At 70.7% G+C, this 17155-nt stretch carries 11 protein-coding genes; 2 read left to right on the forward strand and 9 right to left on the reverse strand.

Translation table 11 applies throughout. The features are described from left to right. Positions 1 to 307 precede the first annotated feature (307 nt). The 7 genes from ABZT49_RS29595 to ahcY all read right to left on the reverse strand — a co-directional run bounded on the left by ABZT49_RS29595 (position 308) and on the right by ahcY (position 12247). Positions 308 to 1240, reverse strand: coding sequence for an outer membrane beta-barrel protein (locus ABZT49_RS29595; protein WP_355291519.1), 933 nt, complete (start codon positions 1238 to 1240; stop codon positions 308 to 310). A 174-nt stretch (positions 1241 to 1414) separates the two neighbouring features. Beyond that, entirely contained in the window at positions 1415 to 4549 is a 3135-nt protein-coding gene (gene addB / locus ABZT49_RS29600; protein WP_355291521.1) for a double-strand break repair protein AddB, read from the reverse strand. Beyond that, positions 4546 to 5043 (reverse strand): GNAT family N-acetyltransferase, encoded by a 498-nt coding sequence (locus ABZT49_RS29605; RefSeq protein WP_355291522.1) that lies wholly within the window; start codon positions 5041 to 5043, stop codon positions 4546 to 4548. Before ABZT49_RS29605 ends, addB begins: the two co-directional genes overlap by 4 nt. Positions 5044 to 5456: 413 nt before the next feature. Next, positions 5457 to 6200, reverse strand: a complete 744-nt coding sequence (locus tag ABZT49_RS29610) for a nucleotidyltransferase family protein (protein WP_355291524.1) — start codon at positions 6198 to 6200, stop codon at positions 5457 to 5459. Positions 6201 to 6216: 16 nt separating this feature from the next. Then, complete coding sequence (gene tsaE / locus ABZT49_RS29615; protein ID WP_355291526.1) at positions 6217 to 7746, reverse strand: tRNA (adenosine(37)-N6)-threonylcarbamoyltransferase complex ATPase subunit type 1 TsaE; 1530 nt, start codon at positions 7744 to 7746, stop codon at positions 6217 to 6219. Between the two features lie 251 nt (positions 7747 to 7997). Beyond that, positions 7998 to 10469, reverse strand: a complete 2472-nt coding sequence (locus ABZT49_RS29620) for an ATP-binding protein (RefSeq protein ID WP_355291528.1) — start codon at positions 10467 to 10469, stop codon at positions 7998 to 8000. 371 nt (positions 10470 to 10840) lie between these two features. Next, on the reverse strand, positions 10841 to 12247 hold the full coding sequence (ahcY, locus tag ABZT49_RS29625) for an adenosylhomocysteinase (protein ID WP_355291530.1): 1407 nt from the start codon (positions 12245 to 12247) through the stop codon (positions 10841 to 10843). Between the two features lie 196 nt (positions 12248 to 12443). Between ahcY and ABZT49_RS29630 the strand changes: the two genes are divergently transcribed. Continuing rightward, positions 12444 to 14063, forward strand: a complete 1620-nt coding sequence (locus ABZT49_RS29630; RefSeq protein WP_355291532.1) for an ABC transporter substrate-binding protein — start codon at positions 12444 to 12446, stop codon at positions 14061 to 14063. 26 nt (positions 14064 to 14089) lie between these two features. On the opposite strand, the gene ABZT49_RS29635 is transcribed toward ABZT49_RS29630, so the two are convergent. After that, complete coding sequence (locus tag ABZT49_RS29635; RefSeq protein ID WP_355291534.1) at positions 14090 to 15184, reverse strand: adenylate/guanylate cyclase domain-containing protein; 1095 nt, start codon at positions 15182 to 15184, stop codon at positions 14090 to 14092. Positions 15185 to 15629: 445 nt separating this feature from the next. Beyond that, positions 15630 to 16037, reverse strand: a complete 408-nt coding sequence (locus ABZT49_RS29640) for a hypothetical protein (protein ID WP_355291535.1) — start codon at positions 16035 to 16037, stop codon at positions 15630 to 15632. Between the two features lie 480 nt (positions 16038 to 16517). Here ABZT49_RS29640 and ABZT49_RS29645 point away from each other — a divergent pair, with 480 nt between their 5' ends. Next, the gene (locus tag ABZT49_RS29645) at positions 16518 to 16904 is read left to right on the forward strand and encodes a phasin (RefSeq protein WP_355291537.1); all 387 of its coding nucleotides are present in this window, start codon (positions 16518 to 16520) and stop codon (positions 16902 to 16904) included. Positions 16905 to 17155: the final 251 nt, after the last annotated feature.

Here is a 17155-nt window from a genome sequence, read left to right on the forward strand (position 1 = left end):
AACCTGTTTGATTGATGAATCGATTTTATCCCACCCACACCCTCATCCTGAGGTGTCAGTCGATAGTCAATCGACTGACCTCGAAGGAGGTTTCCATAAATCTCCGAGGTCTTTGGAGGCCTCTTTCGAGGCTCACTTCGTTCGCACCTCAGGATGAAATCGTGTATGAGATGAAATTTACTCTGCATTCGAAGAGGCTCTGAAGATCGATGGTCTGTTTGGTCGGCCTCCATCGCCCCTCTACTCCCTTGCCGTTCCGGGCTCCGCTGAGCCGCCGGACGGAAGACGAGGTCTGCGCCGGACGAAACTAAAATTTCACCGCCGCGCCACCGCGCACGGTGTTGATGTTCAGCTTGTGGCCGTCGAAATCGTTGAACAAAATGTACTGGTATTCAGCCCGCAGCAGCAGGTTCGGGGTGATAGCGTATTCCAGGCCGGCGCCCGCCGCGATGCCGCCGACGATCTTCTCTTTCGACGGCGTGAAGATGTTCGGCGGGGCGAGGACGCTGCTGCCGGGATTGTCCGGCGAGAAGGTCGTGTAGCCGGAACGATTGACGTAAGCCGGCTTCGAGCCATCGGTGATGGCCTGGTTCTTCCGATACGTTGCTTCGTCGTATTCGTAGCCGCGCACCGCCACCGTCTCGGCGATCTGGGCCCGGCCGATGGCGAAGCCGCCGGTCACGAACGGCATGAAGCCGGCGACGGTGTAGCCGACGCGGGCGCGAATGGTGGCGTAGTCGTCGATCTCCGTCGAAGCGTCGCCCGAGAGCTTGGCGCCTCTGAGATACCCCGAAGCGTCCGTGTTGTATCGGTGGATCGCGTCGCTGCTGCGGCCCCTCAGGCCGGAATGGGTGTAATCGACCTCGACACCGATCACGGTCTCATCGAACTGGTAGTTCACGCCCGCATAGGCGCCGAAGGTCGTCCCGTCCCGCCGCACATCCCGCGCGTGCAGCAAGGTCGAGGCGCTGAGGGTGGATTCGATCGCGGTGGCGCGCAGGACCTGGGCAACCGTCGACTGGAAGACGTTGCCGAAGCCGAAGCTCGCGCTCGACCAGCCGCCGTGGCCGCCGACATAGATGCCGTCCCAGACATCCACGACCGGTGCGGCGGCCGGCTCGAATTCACTGCCGCGCAGGGCACCGAAATCCAGGTCCGCGGCCCGGGCGGTCGTCGTCGCCGCAACGCTCAGGCTGACCAGAACACTGCCGACCAGAAAACCAAAGCTCGCGAAACGCATCTGGGCCGCCCCTCGGCTGGTCGATCGGCAAAATTTGCCGTGCCGCTGGCAAGATCATGTCTCGGTAACCTTAATGTTCGGTTACGGACCATGGCATGTCCCTAGGGAAAGACCGGGCATCCTCGGGCGGCGCACCAGGCCGGCGACAGCGTTGCAAGGGGGCCGGGCCTCGCCTCACTCCTCCCCCTCGACCAGCGACCATTCCCTGACCCGCGCCAGATGGTCGTAGTCGGAATAGGCCTTGGCGTATTTCGGATAGGGCCGCGACAGGTAGGCGGCCTCGCCGGCCATGAAGGCGCCGACGAGCTGGCGCAGGCCCGCGACATGGGCCTCGACCAGCTCCGGCAGCGTGCGCCCGTCGCCCCGCGGCGGTTTGAGCGGCATGGGATCGAGCGGCGTCTTGCCGCCTCCGGCGCGGATGTAGAGCAGGTCGGGCGTGTCGCGCGCGGGTTCGAGGCCCCGGAAGGCGCCGGCCCGCAGCATCGCGGCCTCCAGGGTCAGTTGGGGCGAGAAGCCGGCGAAGACCTCGCGGGCGCTCGGCGGCTGGCCAGTCTTGAAGTCGATGATGGTGTGGCCGCCGTCGCGGCGGGTCTCGATCCGGTCGGCCCGGGCGCGCAGGGTGAGGACGTGGCCGCCCGGGATCTCGAGCGTCCAGCGCCCACCGGATTCCGCGTCGACGCGCCGCAGGCCGGGGCGGCGCTCGGCCTCCCAGGCGAGGAACGCATCGGCGAGGCGCACGAAGCGCGGCCACCACTCGGCGTAGAGCTCCGGATAGGCGTCCGAGATCGGCGCGAAGGCGTTGGCGGCGAGGCCGTAGAGAACCTGCTCGGCCTGGTCGGGGGTGGGCAGCGCCTCCGGGAACCTTTCGGCAAAGCCGCCGAGCACGCTGTGCACGATGGTGCCGCGGTCGCTGGCGCTCGGCTGCACCGCCACCGGCTCGAGCGCGTCGAGGCCGAGCACGTGGCGGGCGAAGATCCCGTAGGGGTCGCGCACCAGGGTCTCGATCTCGGTGACGCTGAGCGAGCGCGGAAACAGGGCCGGATCGGGCCGGGGCGCCGGCCGGCGCAGGCGCGGCGGCAGCGGCTCCGTGCCGGCATCGAGTGCGGCGGCGAGCGCCCGGAAACGCTGCCCTCCCCGCACGAGGCCGGCCCAGGCCGCCTCGCCCGCGAAGGCGCGCAGGCGCTGGAGGAAGCGCGACGGCACGGTCGGCGCGCCCTCGCGCTTGTGCGCCCGGGTGATCACGGCGTCGGGACAGCCGAGGGCCTGCACGAAGTCGTGCGCGGTCTGGCCGAGGCGTTTCTCCGGCGAGGGCAGGCAGACGCGGTGGCGCATCGGCCGGTTGAGGAAGGCGTCGGTCTCGGCCTTGGGCGGCCAGACGCCCTCGTCGAGGCCGCCGAGCACCACCCGGTCGACGGAGAGGAGCCGCGCTTCGAGCAGGCCGAGGATGCGCAGCCGCGGATGCGGGCTGGCGTTGCGCCGCGACACCACGCGCTCGCGGGCGAGCGCGGTGAAGAAGGCGGGATAATCGGAGAAGCGGCCGGCGAGGAGTCCGGGCTCGGCCAGCTCCATGTCGTCGAACAGCGCGTCGAGCACCGTGACCGAGGCGTCGGCCTCGTCGTCCTCCTCGGCCTCCGGGCCCTCCATGAGCAGGTCGCAGGTGGCGCGGTGGCGCCGCGCGATGGCGATCAGGTCGTCGGGGGCGTCGTCCTCGTCGGCGAAAAAATCCCGGAAGGCGACCGAGAGGCGCAGCAATAATTCGTCGGCCGCCTCCCACTCCTCGGCGGTCAGGCGCCGGCGTGGGCGGGGATCGTGCGGCCGCTCCTCGGTCCTGGCGAGGCGGAGCGCCTCCTCGATGCCCGAAAAGCCCTTGGCCGGAGCCGGGCCGCGCAAGACGCCGATCTCGAGCGCGCTCGCCACCCGCTCGACCTCCGCGCGGGTCAGGCCGAGGCGCACCAGCGGGTGGGCGAGGAGCGCCAGCACCCGCTCGGGCTTGGCGTCGAGCGCCGCGACGTCGGCGGCGAGCCGCGCGAGGCGCCCGGCCGGGCTGCGCGCCAGCGGCTCGCCGGCTGAATCGTCGGCGACGATGTTCCAGCGCTTGAGCTCGGCGGCGACCCGGAGCGCCAGGGCGCGGTCCGGGGTGATGAGGGCGGCGGTGCGGCCGGGCTCCTCCAGCGCCTCGCGCAGAGCGACCGCGATGGCGAGGGCCTCCTCGCGCTCGTCGGCGGCCTCGACCACCCGGATCCCGGCCGCCCCCTCGCGGGCGAGTTCTTCACGATGGGCCGGATCGAGATCGGCCCAGGCATCGGTCGTCTCGGCCGGGCGCAGGGCCTGCGACAGCAGCCCGGCCCGGGCCGCGCCGGCCGGATCCGGGGAGCCGAGGGGGATCACCGCCGCCCGGTCGAGGGCGAGCCCATCCTTGCCCAGGAGGTGATGGAGCACCGCCTGCGGATGGGCATGCGCCGCCGCCTCGCCGTCGCCGGCCGGATCGATCGCGGTCCAGCCGGCGTCGTCGAGGTCGCGGTCGAGGCCCGGCAGCACCACGGCGCCGCGGGGCAGCCCGGCGATGGCCGCGATGAGCCGGGCAGTGGCCGGCACCGAGCCGGTCGAGCCGGCGACGATCACCGGATCGGACGGGCGCTCGCGGGCGAGCCGCGCGGCCTCCGCCAGCACCAGAGCGCGGCCGCGCTGGGTCGGGTCGCTGACGCCGCGATCGGCCAGGATCTGCGGCCAGTGCTCGGCAGCGATGCGTACGAAATCGAGGGTGAGGGAGAAGTAGCGCGAATGCTCGGCCTCGACGGCGCCGGCGATGTCGTTCCAGGGCAGGCCCTCGACGGTGAGGGAATCCATCAGCCCCTCGAGGTCGGCGGCGAGGCCGACCGCGTCGGCGGGCGAGGACGGCACCCTGAACGGCACCTCGTCGCCGAGCGGCAGGAGTTGGCGGTCGACGGTGCCGGCCCAGGCCTGGACGAGGCGCGCCAGGATCAGCCGGCGCTCCAGCGACGGGATCGGCGGGCGCAGGATCTCGTCGCGGCGCTCCCCCGGGGGGGCGGCAAGGAGGTCGAGCTCGGCCTCATCGGCCTCGCCGAGGGGGACCATGCGCGGCAGGAGCGCTGCCGGGCCGCATTCCCTCGCGAGGATCGCGGCGAGCGCCCGGGCGGCGCGGCGGGTCGGCAGGTAGAGGGTGACGGCGGCGAGCCCGAACGGCCCGGCGGCGAGGTCGCCGACGAGACGGCCGGAGAGCAGCCCCTCGGCCAGGGTGTCGAGGAAGCGCGCGCCCGGCGCGATGGTGAAGACGCGACCCTCGCTCACCGGGCGGTCTCGCGCAGGAGGTAGCGCACGGTCTTCGCCCCATCGTGGATCGCGGCCGAGCCGACTTCCTGGAAGCCGAGGGCGGCGTGGAAGGCGTCGGAGCCGGGGTTCGGCGGCACGCGGTTGACCTCGCAGGCGATCCGGTCGTGGCCGGCGGCCTCCGCACGGGCGAACAGGTCCTCGTAGAGGGCACGCGCCAGCCCGCGGCCGCGCTGCGCCGGCGCGGTGACGATTCGGTCGACGTAGACGAAGCGCGGGTAGCGGGCCTGGAACCAGCGGAAATTGGGGCTGGCGTAGCGGGCGTCCTGATCGAGGGCGATCAGGAAGGCGGCGAGGCCCTCGGGGCCGGTGACGGCAGTGGCCAGGAAGGATTGGTCGATGAGGGCGCGTAGCGCCGCTTCGTCGAGGTGCGAGGTCTCGGCGGCGTGGGCGGTGTTGAGGGTCAGGACCGCGGGGAGATCTTGGAGTGGGCCGATCGAGAAGCCGGGAGTCATGGGTGATCCGTGGGTTCTTTTCGATTGAGCGGTGGCGGGATCGAGTGTCTCCCGTCGCTGTCCACGTCGCCAAGCGAGGCGCAGGCTTCCTCTCTCACCGCAGGCGTCAGGGCCTCCCGGGGAAACGAAAGTGCGCAGGTTTTTCCCCTCCCCCCTCTGCGGGGGAGGGTGGCCCCCGGATGGGGGCCGGGAGAGGGGGCGACGCTTCCGGAGAAGTCGCGCGCTTCATGACGCGCGCCAGCGAGATCAGCGTCGCGCTGCCCCTCTCCCGCCCCACTCCGTGGGGCACCCTCCCCCGCATAGGGGGGAGGGAAAAGGCATGCGCCACTCCTTTTTCCCGGACAGCTCTGCGCGGGCAGGGATAGGAGAAGCCCGCGCCCCATCAGGACCGGCCCCCGTCCGGCGAACACCGCCTACGGCTGCGTCGCGCTCGCCCGCACCCGCTCCTCGGCCTCGCGCAGGGCCTCCGGCGTGCCGACATGGAGCCACTGGCCGTCGAGCCGCAGCCCGAACAGGCGCTCGGCTGCGATCGTGCGGTCGAACAGGAGGTTGAGGGAGAACGAGCCCTCCGGCGTGTCGACGAACAGCGCGGGCTTCACGATCGCGACGCCCGCATAGACGAAGGGCGAGACCTCGCGCTCGGCGCGGCGGGTCAGGCGGCCCTCCTTGTCCATGTGGAAGTCGCCCGGGCCGTCATAGCCGAGGCTGGTGGCGGCCGACGCCAGCAGCAGCAGCATGTCCATCCGCTCCGGGTCCCAGGCGGCGACGAGGCGGCGCAGGTTCGGCTGCGGCCCTTCGAGCCAGAACGAATCGGAGTTCAGCACCATGAACGGCGCCGGGCCGAGAAGCGGAAGCGCCTTCTTCACCCCGCCGCCGGTCTCGAGCAGCCTGTCGCGCTCGTCCGAGATGGTGATGGCCGGCCCCGAGCGGCGGCGCACGAGATGCGCCTCCATCAGGTCGGCGAGGTAGTGCACGTTGACCACCGCCTCCGGGATGCCGGCCTCGGCGATCCGGTCGAGGGCGTAGTCGACCAGCGACTTGCCGGCGACCTCGACCAGGGGCTTCGGGGTGGTGACGGTGATCGGGCGCATGCGCTTGCCGAGGCCCGCGGCCAGCACGAAGGCGCGCGTCACGGCGGGAGCAGGTGTGTCGGTCATCGCGGGCGGGTTTTCGTCACGGTTCGGGGCAGAGGCGCGGCAGGTGCGCGGCGTACCAGGCCCGCACTCCAGCGAGCGCCGGATGGGCCAGGTTGCGGGCGAGGTAGCCCTCGATGCGCGGCAGGTGGGCGAGGTAGCCCGGCTTGCCGTCGCGCCGGTCGAGGCGGGCGAAGATGCCGAGGATCTTGGTCGCGCGCTGGGCTCCCAGCACCGCGTAGGCGCGGGCGAAGCCCTGCATGTCGAACTCGGAATCGCGCATCTTGCGCTCGCGGGCGTAGAGGCCGAGCAGGCGCAGCTCGAACTCGGCGCTGGCATCGACCCGCGCGTCCTGGAGCAGCGAGGCGACGTCATAGGCCGGGTGGCCGAGCACCGCGTCCTGGAAGTCGATCAGGCCGATCCGCTCGATCCCGTCGCGCTCGGCCAACCAGATCAGGTTGGGCGAGTGGTAGTCGCGCAGGGTCCAGGTCCGGGCCTCGGATTCGAGGCCTTCCAAAGCCTCGCTCCAGGCGGCGACGAAGGAGGCCTTGGCGTCGGGCGCCAGCGGGGTGTTGGCGACGAAGGGGGCGTACCATTCGGGCAGGAGCTCGGCCTCGAACAGCAGCGCCTCGCGGTCGTAGGGCGGCAGCACGTGGTCGCGGCCCTCGGCCACCGGCAGCACGCCGGGCAGGGTCGTGCCGTGCAGGCGCGCCAGCACCTTCACGGCTTCGGCGTAGCGCTCAGGGCGCGGACCGTTCCCGTCGATGACCGGCTCGGTGCCGAGATCCTCGAGGATCAGGAGCCCCGCCTCCAGATCCTCGCCGAGGATTTTTGGGGCGCTCAAGCCCAGCGCCCGCAGGCCGCGATCCATCGCCACGAAGGCGTGCACGCTCTCCGCGAGGTGGACGATGGCGCTGTAGGGCTTGCCGTCCCGCACCGGCGGGCCGTCGGCCTTGGGCGGCGAGATCATCAGCACCGCCTTGGTGCCGTCCGGGTTGGTCAGGCGCTCGTAGGAGCGGCTCGAGGCGTCGCCCTGCATGTGGGCCCGCTCGGCCTCGCCCCAGCCGGAGCGGTCGAGCAGCACGCGGAGCGCCCGGGCCCGCATCAGCCGGCCGCCGAGGCCGCCGCCGCCGATCAGGCGGGCGAGGCGCGCGTCGTCGCCGAATTCGGGCTTGAGGGAGAGGTCGATCGCCAGCGTCGGGCCGTGGCGCGGCGGCAGCCGGTCGGGCCATTCGACCAGCGCGATCGCCCGCTCGGTCATCTCGTCGAAGCCGAGCTCGACCAGCTCGTCGGGCCCGCGCAGGCGGTAGAGGTCGGCATGGACGACCGCCTGCCCGCCCCGTCCCTCGTAGGGCTGGACGAGGGTGAAGGTCGGGCTCGGCACTTCGAGCTCGGGATCGCCGACGATCTCGCGGATGATGGAGCGCGCCAGCGTCGTCTTGCCGCCGCCGAGCCCGCCGGAGAGCGCCACCAAGTCGCCGGGCCGCAGGATCTCGGCGAGGAAGCGACCGAGATCCTCGGTCGCGCTCTCGTCGGGCAGCACGATCTCCCAGGGTGTGCGCTCGGCCATGCCCTCCTGGTCCACTCCGCCATCCTCGCTCACGGGCCCGCCACGGGCATCGAGTCCCGGTGATAGCCCATGAACCTTAATCCTTCGAATCGTCGTTATTCCCGCGGTCCCGGGGGTCGTGCGACACCATGACCGGGATGATCGATCCAGGACGACCGACCCAGGACACCCGACAACGCGGCCGGGGTGCCGGAATATCCAACCCATCACCGCCGGCACGAATCGCTGTCCCTCGGCGGCCGCCCTGCCGGCTACTCGGCCGCCGCCCGATGGACCTCGTCGTCGCCGACCGGGAAGGTGCAGGCGACCCGGGTTCCGGTGCCGGGGGAGGACGCGATGTCGATGCGTCCGCCATGCAGCTCGACGAAGGAGCGCACGATCGACAGGCCGAGGCCCACGCCGCGGTGGCGGGTCCCCAGCGTGTGGCTCTCGAAACGCTCGAACACCCGCTCCATCACCTCGGGCGGCATGCCGCGGCCCTGGTCGATGACCTCCAGGACCAGGCTCTCGCCGTTCTTGCGGGCGCAGACCCGGACCTGCTGGCCCGGGGCCGAGAAGCCGACCGCGTTGGAGAGCAGGTTGAACAGGATCTGGCGGATGCGCTTGCCGTCGGCGACGAAGCTGCCGATGTCCGGCGGCACATCGAGGACGAGGGCGATGTCGGCCTCGGCAAGCCGGTCGCCGATGCCGCGCACCGCCGCCGCGATCGTGGCCTGCACGTCGACCCGCTCGCGCGTCAGCTCCATCGAGCCGGCATCGATCGAGGCGAGGTCGAGGATGTCGTTGATGATGACGAGGAGCGCCGCCGAGGAGCGCATGATGTGGTCGGCGTATTCGCGCTGGCGCGGGTTGAGGGCGCCGACAGTCTCGTCGCCGAGAAGCTCGGTGAAGCCGATGATGTTGGTGAGCGGCGAGCGCAGCTCGTAGGAGACGTGGTGCACGAACTCGTCGCGCAGGCGGGTGGTACGCTCCAGGGCGTCGTTCTTGTCGGTCAGCGCCCGCTCGACATTGACGCTCGCCGTCACGTCGATGTGGGTCAGCAGCGTCGCGCCGTCCGGCAGCGGCTCGGCGGCGCAGTCGAGCATCGTGCCGTCGGCCAGCGCCAGCCGGCACGCCAGGCCGTGGCGGGCATCGACCAGGCCGGTCACCGCCTCGCGGATCTGCATCCACGGCTCCTCGGCCGGGCTCAAGGTCCGGCAGACTGCGATCACCTGGTCGATGTGGGGCTGGGCCCCCAGCATCTCGGGGCCGATGCGCCAGACCTGCGCGAAGGCGCGGTTGGCGAATTTGAGGCGCCCGTCGGTGCCGAACACCGCCACCGGCTCGCGCAGGGTGTCGAGCGTCTCGCTCTGCACCTGCATCAGCACGTTGTAGCGCGACTCGAGGTGGACCCGCTCGGACACGTCCTCGAACAGGTAGGTCAGCCCCCCTTGCGGGTTCGGGTCGGCGAGAACGCGCAGGGTCCGCCCGTCGGGCAGGTGCCACCAGGTCTCCTGCGCCTCGGCCGCCCGGTAGGCGGCGAGCACCCCAGCCTTCCAGCTGCGGAAATCCGCCTGCTCGGGCAGCTTGCGGGCGTTGCGCAGGGCGTCGAGGATCTCGCCGTCCAGCGGCCGGCCCTCCAGGAAAGCGGGGTCGAGGTCCCAGAGGTGCCGGTAGGCGGCGTTGTGGAAGATCAGCTTCTGGCGCGCGTCGAACATCGCGACGGCGGTGGGTAATTGGTCGAGGGTGCGGACGTTGGCGTCCATCTGGCGCTGCAGGTCGGCGCGGACGCTCTCGAGCTCCGAGACGTCGACCGCGATGCCGACGGTGCCGGCCTCGGTCGCGACCTCGGTGACGTCGAGGGTGCGACGCGCGCCCGCCACCACAGCGGAGACCCGCAACGGACCGGCGCCCCCCCGGGAGCGGCGGCGCTCGGCCTCCTCGCGGGCGGTGCGCTCGAGGAGTTCGGCGCCCTCGCGCACCGCGCGGGCGGCGTCGCCGGCCTCCGCCGCGGCGGCGTAGGCGGCGTTGGCCCAGGCCAGCCGCCCGTCGGGTCCGCGGTGCCAGACCGGCTGCGGGATCGCGTCGAGGAGGCCGGACAGGGCCGAGAGGCCGTGGCGGGTCTCGTTGAGGGTGGCGCGCAGCTCGACCAGCTCCTGGCGCTCGCCGGTGAGTTCGCGCAGGCGCAGGAGCGCCTGGCCGCCCACCGCCTGCCCCTGCGCCTCGATGGTGCGGCCCTGGAGCGTGCGCACGGTGCGGCGGAAACGCTCGCCGCGGCCGCGCAAGCTCTCGACTGCGGCGTCCAGAGCCGCGGCGTCGGCGGGCACGAGCCACGCTCCGAAGGCGAGCACCCGGCGGGCCGAGCCCGGCCGCGACCCGTCCGCGGTGATACCGACATCGCCCTCGATCAGCGGCTCGCCGCGGGCGTCCCAGGTCACGACCACCTGCGGCTCGGAGCCGAGCAGGAGATCGGCCCGGTCGTGGGCGCCGCGCAAGTCGGCGAGTTCCGCGTTCAGGGTGTGCTCGCGCCGGGCCCAGCGGGCTCGCTCGCGCAGGTAGAGGAGCGACAGGATCGTGGCGAAGATCGTCAGGCCGATCAGCACCGCGAAGCCGACGGCGTTGTGCGCGTGCAGCCCCGGAGCTGTCTCCGCCGCCTGGGCGGCGGCCGCGAGACCGAGTGCGCCGCCCAATACGCCGGCGCCCGCGCGGCCGCCGAGCCGTCGCGGCGTACGTCCAACCCCCATGATCCGTCCGTCTCCACGCGAACCGGCGCACCGGCCCTCGACCGGACCGGTACGCCACACGACCTGAACGCTACGCCACGATGAACGCCGGAAGCCGTGCCCGTCATGCGGACCGGCTCCCCTCCCCAGAGATTCGCCCGGAGTTTAGCGCGGCGCGGATTCGGCCCGGAAGGGGTGAATTGGGGGGAAGCCAGGCCGGGCCGCACGGAGCAGCGTCAAGAGCACAGAAATGCCACACCTTGGGCAGAACAAAGGCAGAACTTCGGTTCCCTCTTCGATCGCGCAACCGCTACGGCACATCGTACACGCAAAAAGAAGAGCCCGGCCTGACGGCCGGGCTCCCGGTCCAACACTGGGTGCTGGATACGATATCAGTAACGGTAGTGGTCGGGCTTGAACGGGCCGTTCTGCTTGACGCCGATATAGGCGGCCTGGTCCTCGCGCAGCTTGGTCAGCTTGACGCCGATCTTCTCGAGATGCAGCGCCGCGACCTTCTCGTCGAGGGCCTTGGGCAGGGTGAAGACGTTCTTCTCGTACTTGCCCGGGTTGGTCCAGAGCTCGATCTGGGCCAGCGTCTGGTTGGTGAAGGAGGCCGACATCACGAAGGACGGGTGGCCCATGGCGTTGCCGAGGTTCACCAGGCGGCCCTCCGACAGGAGGATGATGCGGTGGCCGTCGGCGAACTCGATCTCGTCGACCTGCGGCTTGATGTTCTGCCACTTCAGGTTCTTGAGACCCGCGACCTGGATCTCGTTGTCGAAGTGGCCGATGTTGCAGACGATGGCGCGGTCCTTCATCGCCCGCATGTGGTCGAGGGTGATGACGTCCTTGTTGCCGGTCGCGGTCACGAAGATGTCGGCGCGCGGCGCGGCATCCTCCATGGTGGTGACCTCGTAGCCCTCCATCGCGGCCTGGAGCGCGCAGATCGGATCGACCTCCGAGACCAGCACGCGGCAGCCGGCGTTGCGGAGCGAGGCGGCCGAGCCCTTGCCGACGTCGCCGAAGCCCGCGACCATCGCGACCTTGCCGGCCATCATCACGTCGGTGCCGCGGCGGATGCCGTCGACCAGCGACTCGCGGCAGCCGTAGAGGTTGTCGAATTTCGACTTCGTCACCGCGTCGTTGACGTTGATCGCCGGGAAGAGGAGCTTGCCCTCCTTGGCGAGCAGGTACAGGCGGTGCACGCCGGTGGTGGTCTCCTCCGAGACGCCCTTGATCGACTCGGCCAGGCCCGCGAACCAGCCCTTCGGCTTCTCGGCCAGCATGCGCTTCAGGAGCGCGAAGAAGATTTCCTCCTCCTCCGAGCCCGGCTTGTCGAGGAAGGCGGTGTCGCCGTTCTCGGCGCGCAGGCCGAGATGCACGAACATCGTGGCGTCGCCGCCGTCGTCGAGGATCATGTTCGGCATGCCGCCGTCATGCCACTCGAACAGCTTGGCGGTGTAGTCCCAGTAATCCTTCAGGGTCTCGCCCTTGATGGCGAAGACCGGGATGCCGGCGGCGGCGATCGCGGCGGCGGCGTGGTCCTGGGTCGAGTAGATGTTGCACGAGACCCAGCGGAGGTCGGCGCCGAGAGCCTTCAGGGTCTCGATCAGCACCGCGGTCTGGATCGTCATGTGCAGCGAGCCGGCGATCTTGGCGCCCTTCAGCGGCTGGCTCGCGGCGTATTCCTCGCGCACGGCCATCAGGCCGGGCATCTCGGTCTCGGCGATCGCGATTTCCTTGCGGCCGAAATCGGCCAGCGCGATGTCCTTGACGATGTAATCGGTGTTGCTCGGCATGGTCGGTCTCCCGTGTCGCCCGCTTCGGCTGCGCCTATACCAGCCGCCCGGCGGGGAGGCAATCAAGATATAAAGATGTCTTTATGCGACGGTTCGAAGGTGGGACGGAAGCCGCGCCGGCCGCGCTTGCATGCCTCTTGCAGACGTCAGGCGCGTAACGCGGCCGTACGGGCCGCGCGCCAGCCGGGGTCTTTCGATGCGTCACGCTTCCCTCTCGCGCCGCCAGCTCATCGTCGGCGCCTCGGCCCTCGCGGCGCTGGGACCCACCGGCGCCGTCCTGGCTGAAGGGACGGCGTCCGGCAGCCTGACCTACGGCATCTCGCTGTTCGACCTGCCGCTCACCACCGGCCAGCCCGACCGGGGCGCGGGCGGCTACCAGTTCACCGGGCTCACTCTCTACGACCCGCTGGTGGCCTGGGAGCTCGACGTCGCCGACCGGCCGGGCCGATTGGTGCCGGGGCTCGCCACCGCCTGGGAGAGCGACGCCGCGGATCGCCGCAACTGGATCTTCCGCCTGCGCGAAGGGGTCAAGTTCCACGACGGCTCGGCCTTCGACGCCGACGCGGTGATCTGGAACTTCGACAAGGTGCTCGACGCCAAGGCCGCCCATTACGACCAGCGCCAGGCCTCGCAGGTGCGCCCGCGCCTGCCCTCGGTGGCGTCCTACAGGAAGCTCGACGCCATGACGGTGCAGGTCACCACCAAGGCGGTCGACGCGCTGTTTCCCTACCAGATGCTGTGGTTCCTGATCTCGTCGCCGGCGCAGTACGAGGCGGTCGGGCGCGACTGGACCAAGTTCGCCTTCCAGCCCTCCGGCACCGGGCCCTATCGCCTCGCCGCCCTGGTGCCGCGGGTCCGCCTGGAGCTCACCCCGAACCCGACCTACTGGAACCCCAAGCGCATGCCGCGTCTGGCGAAGCTCACGCTCGCCTGCATGCCGGAGGATCTGTCGCGAGCGAACGCCCTCCTGTCGGGCAGTGCCGACCTGATCGAGCTGCCCGCCCCCGACGCGGTGCCGCGGCTGAAGGGCGCCGGCATGCGGGTGACCGGCAACGACACGCCGCATGTCTGGAACTACCACCTGTCGATGCTGGAGGGCAGCCCGTGGCGCGACCTGCGCCTGCGCAAGGCCGCCAACCTCGCCGTCGACCGCGAGGGCGTCGCCGCGCTGATGGGCGGGCTCGCGACCCCGGCGGTGGGCCAGGTGCAACCGTCGAGCCCGTGGTTCGGCAAGCCTTCCTTCCAGATCAAGTACGACGTCGATGCGGCGCGCAAGCTCGTGAAGGAGGCGGGCTACTCGGTCCAGAACCCGCTGCGCACGAAGTTCATCATCCCGACCGGCGGCTCGGGCCAGATGCTGTCGCTGCCGATCAACGAGTTCGTGCAGCAGAGCTGGGCCGAGATCGGCATCGCGCTCGAGTTCCAGGCGGTCGAGCTGGAAGTGGCCTATACCGGCTGGCGCCAGGGCGCGGCCGACCCGTCGATGAAGGGCATCACCGGGGGAAACATCGCCTACGTCACCTCGGATCCGCTCTACGCCATCCTGCGCTTCTACGATTCGAAGCAGGTCGCGCCGACCGGCGTGAACTGGAGCCACTACCGCAACCCGGAGGTCGACCGGCTCTGCGACGCGGTGCGGGCGAGCTTCGACCCGGCGGAGCAGGACAGGATGCTGGCGCGCATCCACGAGATCGTGGTCGACGACGCGGTGCAGGTCTGGGTCGTGCACGACACCAACCCGCACGCCCTCTCGGCCAAGGTGAAGGGGTACACCCAGGCGCAGCACTGGTTCCAGGATCTGACGACCCTGGGGTGAGCGTTCCGCCGACCGGTGGACGGGTCTCAGCCGCGCAGGGCCGCGTGAAGCCGCCCTGCCCGGCCGCCGGTCTCGACCCCGGCGCGCGCACCGACGATCCGCGGCCTGCGCCCGTCGGCGAGCGCGTGCACCGCCATGCTCTCGCTCCGTCCCCGCAACTGATACGACCCGAGCGCCTCGACCGTGATGCCCTCGGGCAGGAGCGGCAACTGGCCGAGGACCGCCTCCGAGATCAGCACGTCCCGCCGGGTCTCCCGGCACAGGCCTTCGAGCCGGGCGGTCGCGTTCATGACGTCGCCGAAATACGCGATCTTGTGCCGGTCGACGCCGACCTCGGCCGTCACCACGCTGCCGCCGTGGAGGGCCGCCCGCAATTCGGGCACCAGGCCGAAGCGGGCGAGCCAGCCTTCCCGGTCGGCGTCGAGGGCGCGGCGGATCGCGAAGACGCAGGCGACGCACCGCGCCCGCTCGACGCCGCGCGCGAGCGGCCAGGAGACGATGACCTGATCGCCGATATAGTCGTCGACCTGGCCGCGGTGGCGGCGCACCGGCTCGGCGATCGCGGAGAATACCGCCGTCAGCAATTCCTGCGCGGCGATGTCGCCGTGCCGCTCCGCGTAGGCGGTCGAGCCGGCGAGATCGAGGAACAGGAAGATGCGCTCCTCCCGGACCGGGCGGTGGTAGCGCCCGAGGATGAGATTCACGAAGGTCGCAGCCCCGATCAGGTCGCGCACGCGCAGGACCGAGACGATAATCGCCGCCATCGCCAGCGCGAACGGAATGGTGGCGAGCTTCGGGGTGATCGCCGCCATCAGGGGCTTGTCCACGACGCCGAACGTCCAGAGCGCCAGTCCCGTCAGCACCATGCCGACGACGATGACCAGCACCAGGCTGATCTCGGCGGCCGCGAAATAGGCCAGGGTGGGCAGCCGCCGCAGGCGCTCGCTGTAGCCGGCGAGGAAGACGCCGCGTTCATACGCGATGGCGAGGACGCCGATGCACGTCCCGTAGAGCATGCCGGCGACATTCGGCCCGTCGCTGAACAGCAGGCCGTGCAGGGCCCCGAACAGGGCGCTGACAGTCGCGATGATGATCCAGAACGTTGCGGTGCCGGTCGACATCGTCTTCCTCGGCTCGGGAGCGAGGTCGTATCGATGAACGAACAAGAGCGGCGACACAATGATCGCCGGAGATGTCGCGAACTCGACCGCTCCGCCCCGTGCGACATCGCACGGGACGAGAGCGCGATGGCTCGACGCTCGCGGCTTAGGCGGATCGGCGCCCACGACGATGATCGTGGCGAATGACGGAGCGCGGGCCTGGATCGTTCACGACACCGGCAAGAAGACGCCATCGGCCGAGGTCGAAGGCACACTCGGGTGCGGTACGGGCGCCCGGCATCCGACGACGCTGCGGACATCGAACGGCGTCGTCCGTCGGCCCCCCACGTCATCCCGGCGATCGCAGCCGGCGAGACTCCGGAATGATGCGAAGGGCTGCCGATCAAGCCGCGATCGACATAGCCCGCGATGTCCCGCCCGGTTTCCGTGACCGCGCCGGTTCCTGTTAACGCGCCGGCTTCTTGGCTGCCTCGGCCGTCGGCGGCGTGATGCTGCCCGTCTGGGTCACCTTGTCCTTCGCCTGGTCGAGGCGCTTGGTCAGCGAGGCGAGGTCGCGCTGGGTGGCGGTGAGCTGCGCCTTGGCCTTGTCGCGGGTCGCACCGAGCTGGGCGATCTCGTCCCGCGCCGCGGCGATCTTGGCCTGGCGGTCGCGCAGCTCGGCCTCGACGTCCTGGAATTGCTTGAAGCGCGCGGCGAGCGCGTCGCGCTGGCCCTCGGTCTCCGCCAGCTGGGCGCGCAGGGCGCTCTTGCCCGAAGAGGAGACGGCGTAGGCGCCCCAGCCCGACAGGGTGCCGAGGCCGAGGATGCCGGCCGCGAGGAGGGCGGGATGGGGGCGGAACCGCAGGGCACGCATCGGCAGTCCTCGTCAGGTACTCGTAGGGCTGCCGTCGGCAGCTGAGGATGTCCCGAACCCGGGATCACGATTGTCCTTGAATATGGCGCGGTTTCGTTAACGCCAGCTTGCCGCGATTCGCCGCCGAAAACCTTAACGGGACATGACCTCCGGCGCCGCGCCGGCGCGGATCCAGGCATCGAAACCGTCCGCTGCCGCATCGAGGCCGAATTGTTAGAGCAAAACGCACATCAACCGACGGACCCGGCGTCGAAGAGGCGGCTATTCGTTCGGTCCGCGCACCGGAAATGGTCCGTCGTCTTCCCCGGCCGGAGCCGGCGACCGCGCGAGGCAGGGCACGACTAGCGCCGTTTCGCGCCGCCGCAAGCCCTCCCCCCCGAGAACCCGTTGACTCTCGCGCTGCATTGCAGCATCGTAATTGCTGCGTCGCACAAATTCTCACGGGCGGCGCGCGTAGCACAAGAGCCAGAGGCCACGCCCATGAGCAGCACCCAGAAGCCCTTCGAGATCCCGTCCGAGATGCGCGACTTCGCCGAGAAGAGCGTCCAGAACGCCCGCACGGCGTTCGGCACCTTCCTGGGCTCCGCCCGCAAGCTCGCCGAGACCGTGCAGTCCTCGACCCAGACCTCGCAGACCGGCATGGGCGCCGCCGTGACCCGCGGCTTCGACTACACCGAGCAGCACGCCACCGCCACCTTCGACCTCGCCGAGAAGCTGGTGCGCAGCCGCGACGTCAAGGAGGCGCTCGAGCTCCAGGGCGAGTACATGCGCAACCAGATGAGCGCGCTGCAGGGCCAGGCGAAGGAGTTCGCCACCCTGTCCGAGTCGATCAAGGCCGACCTGAACAAGGCCCAGGCCAAGGCGTAACCACGCTTCGGGCCAACCCGGCCGAAGCCCGGGCCCGCCGGGAGCGAGGTTCCGCCTCGCCCCGCCACGAAGGCCGGGCCGAACGCCGTGCCCGATCCGGCCGTCGCGGTGATCGAGGGCGCCAGGCCCGCGATCCGCCGACGGCCCGCGGCTCAGGGGATGTGACCGGCGGTGCGTCTCATCGTGCCGCCGATCGGCCGCGCGGACTGAAGTCCGCGCCGACCTGTCGGTGCCCCGGACGAGCCTGCCGG

Source organism: Methylobacterium sp. EM32 (assembly GCF_040593685.1).
Taxonomy (GTDB): Bacteria; Pseudomonadota; Alphaproteobacteria; order Rhizobiales; family Beijerinckiaceae; genus Methylobacterium.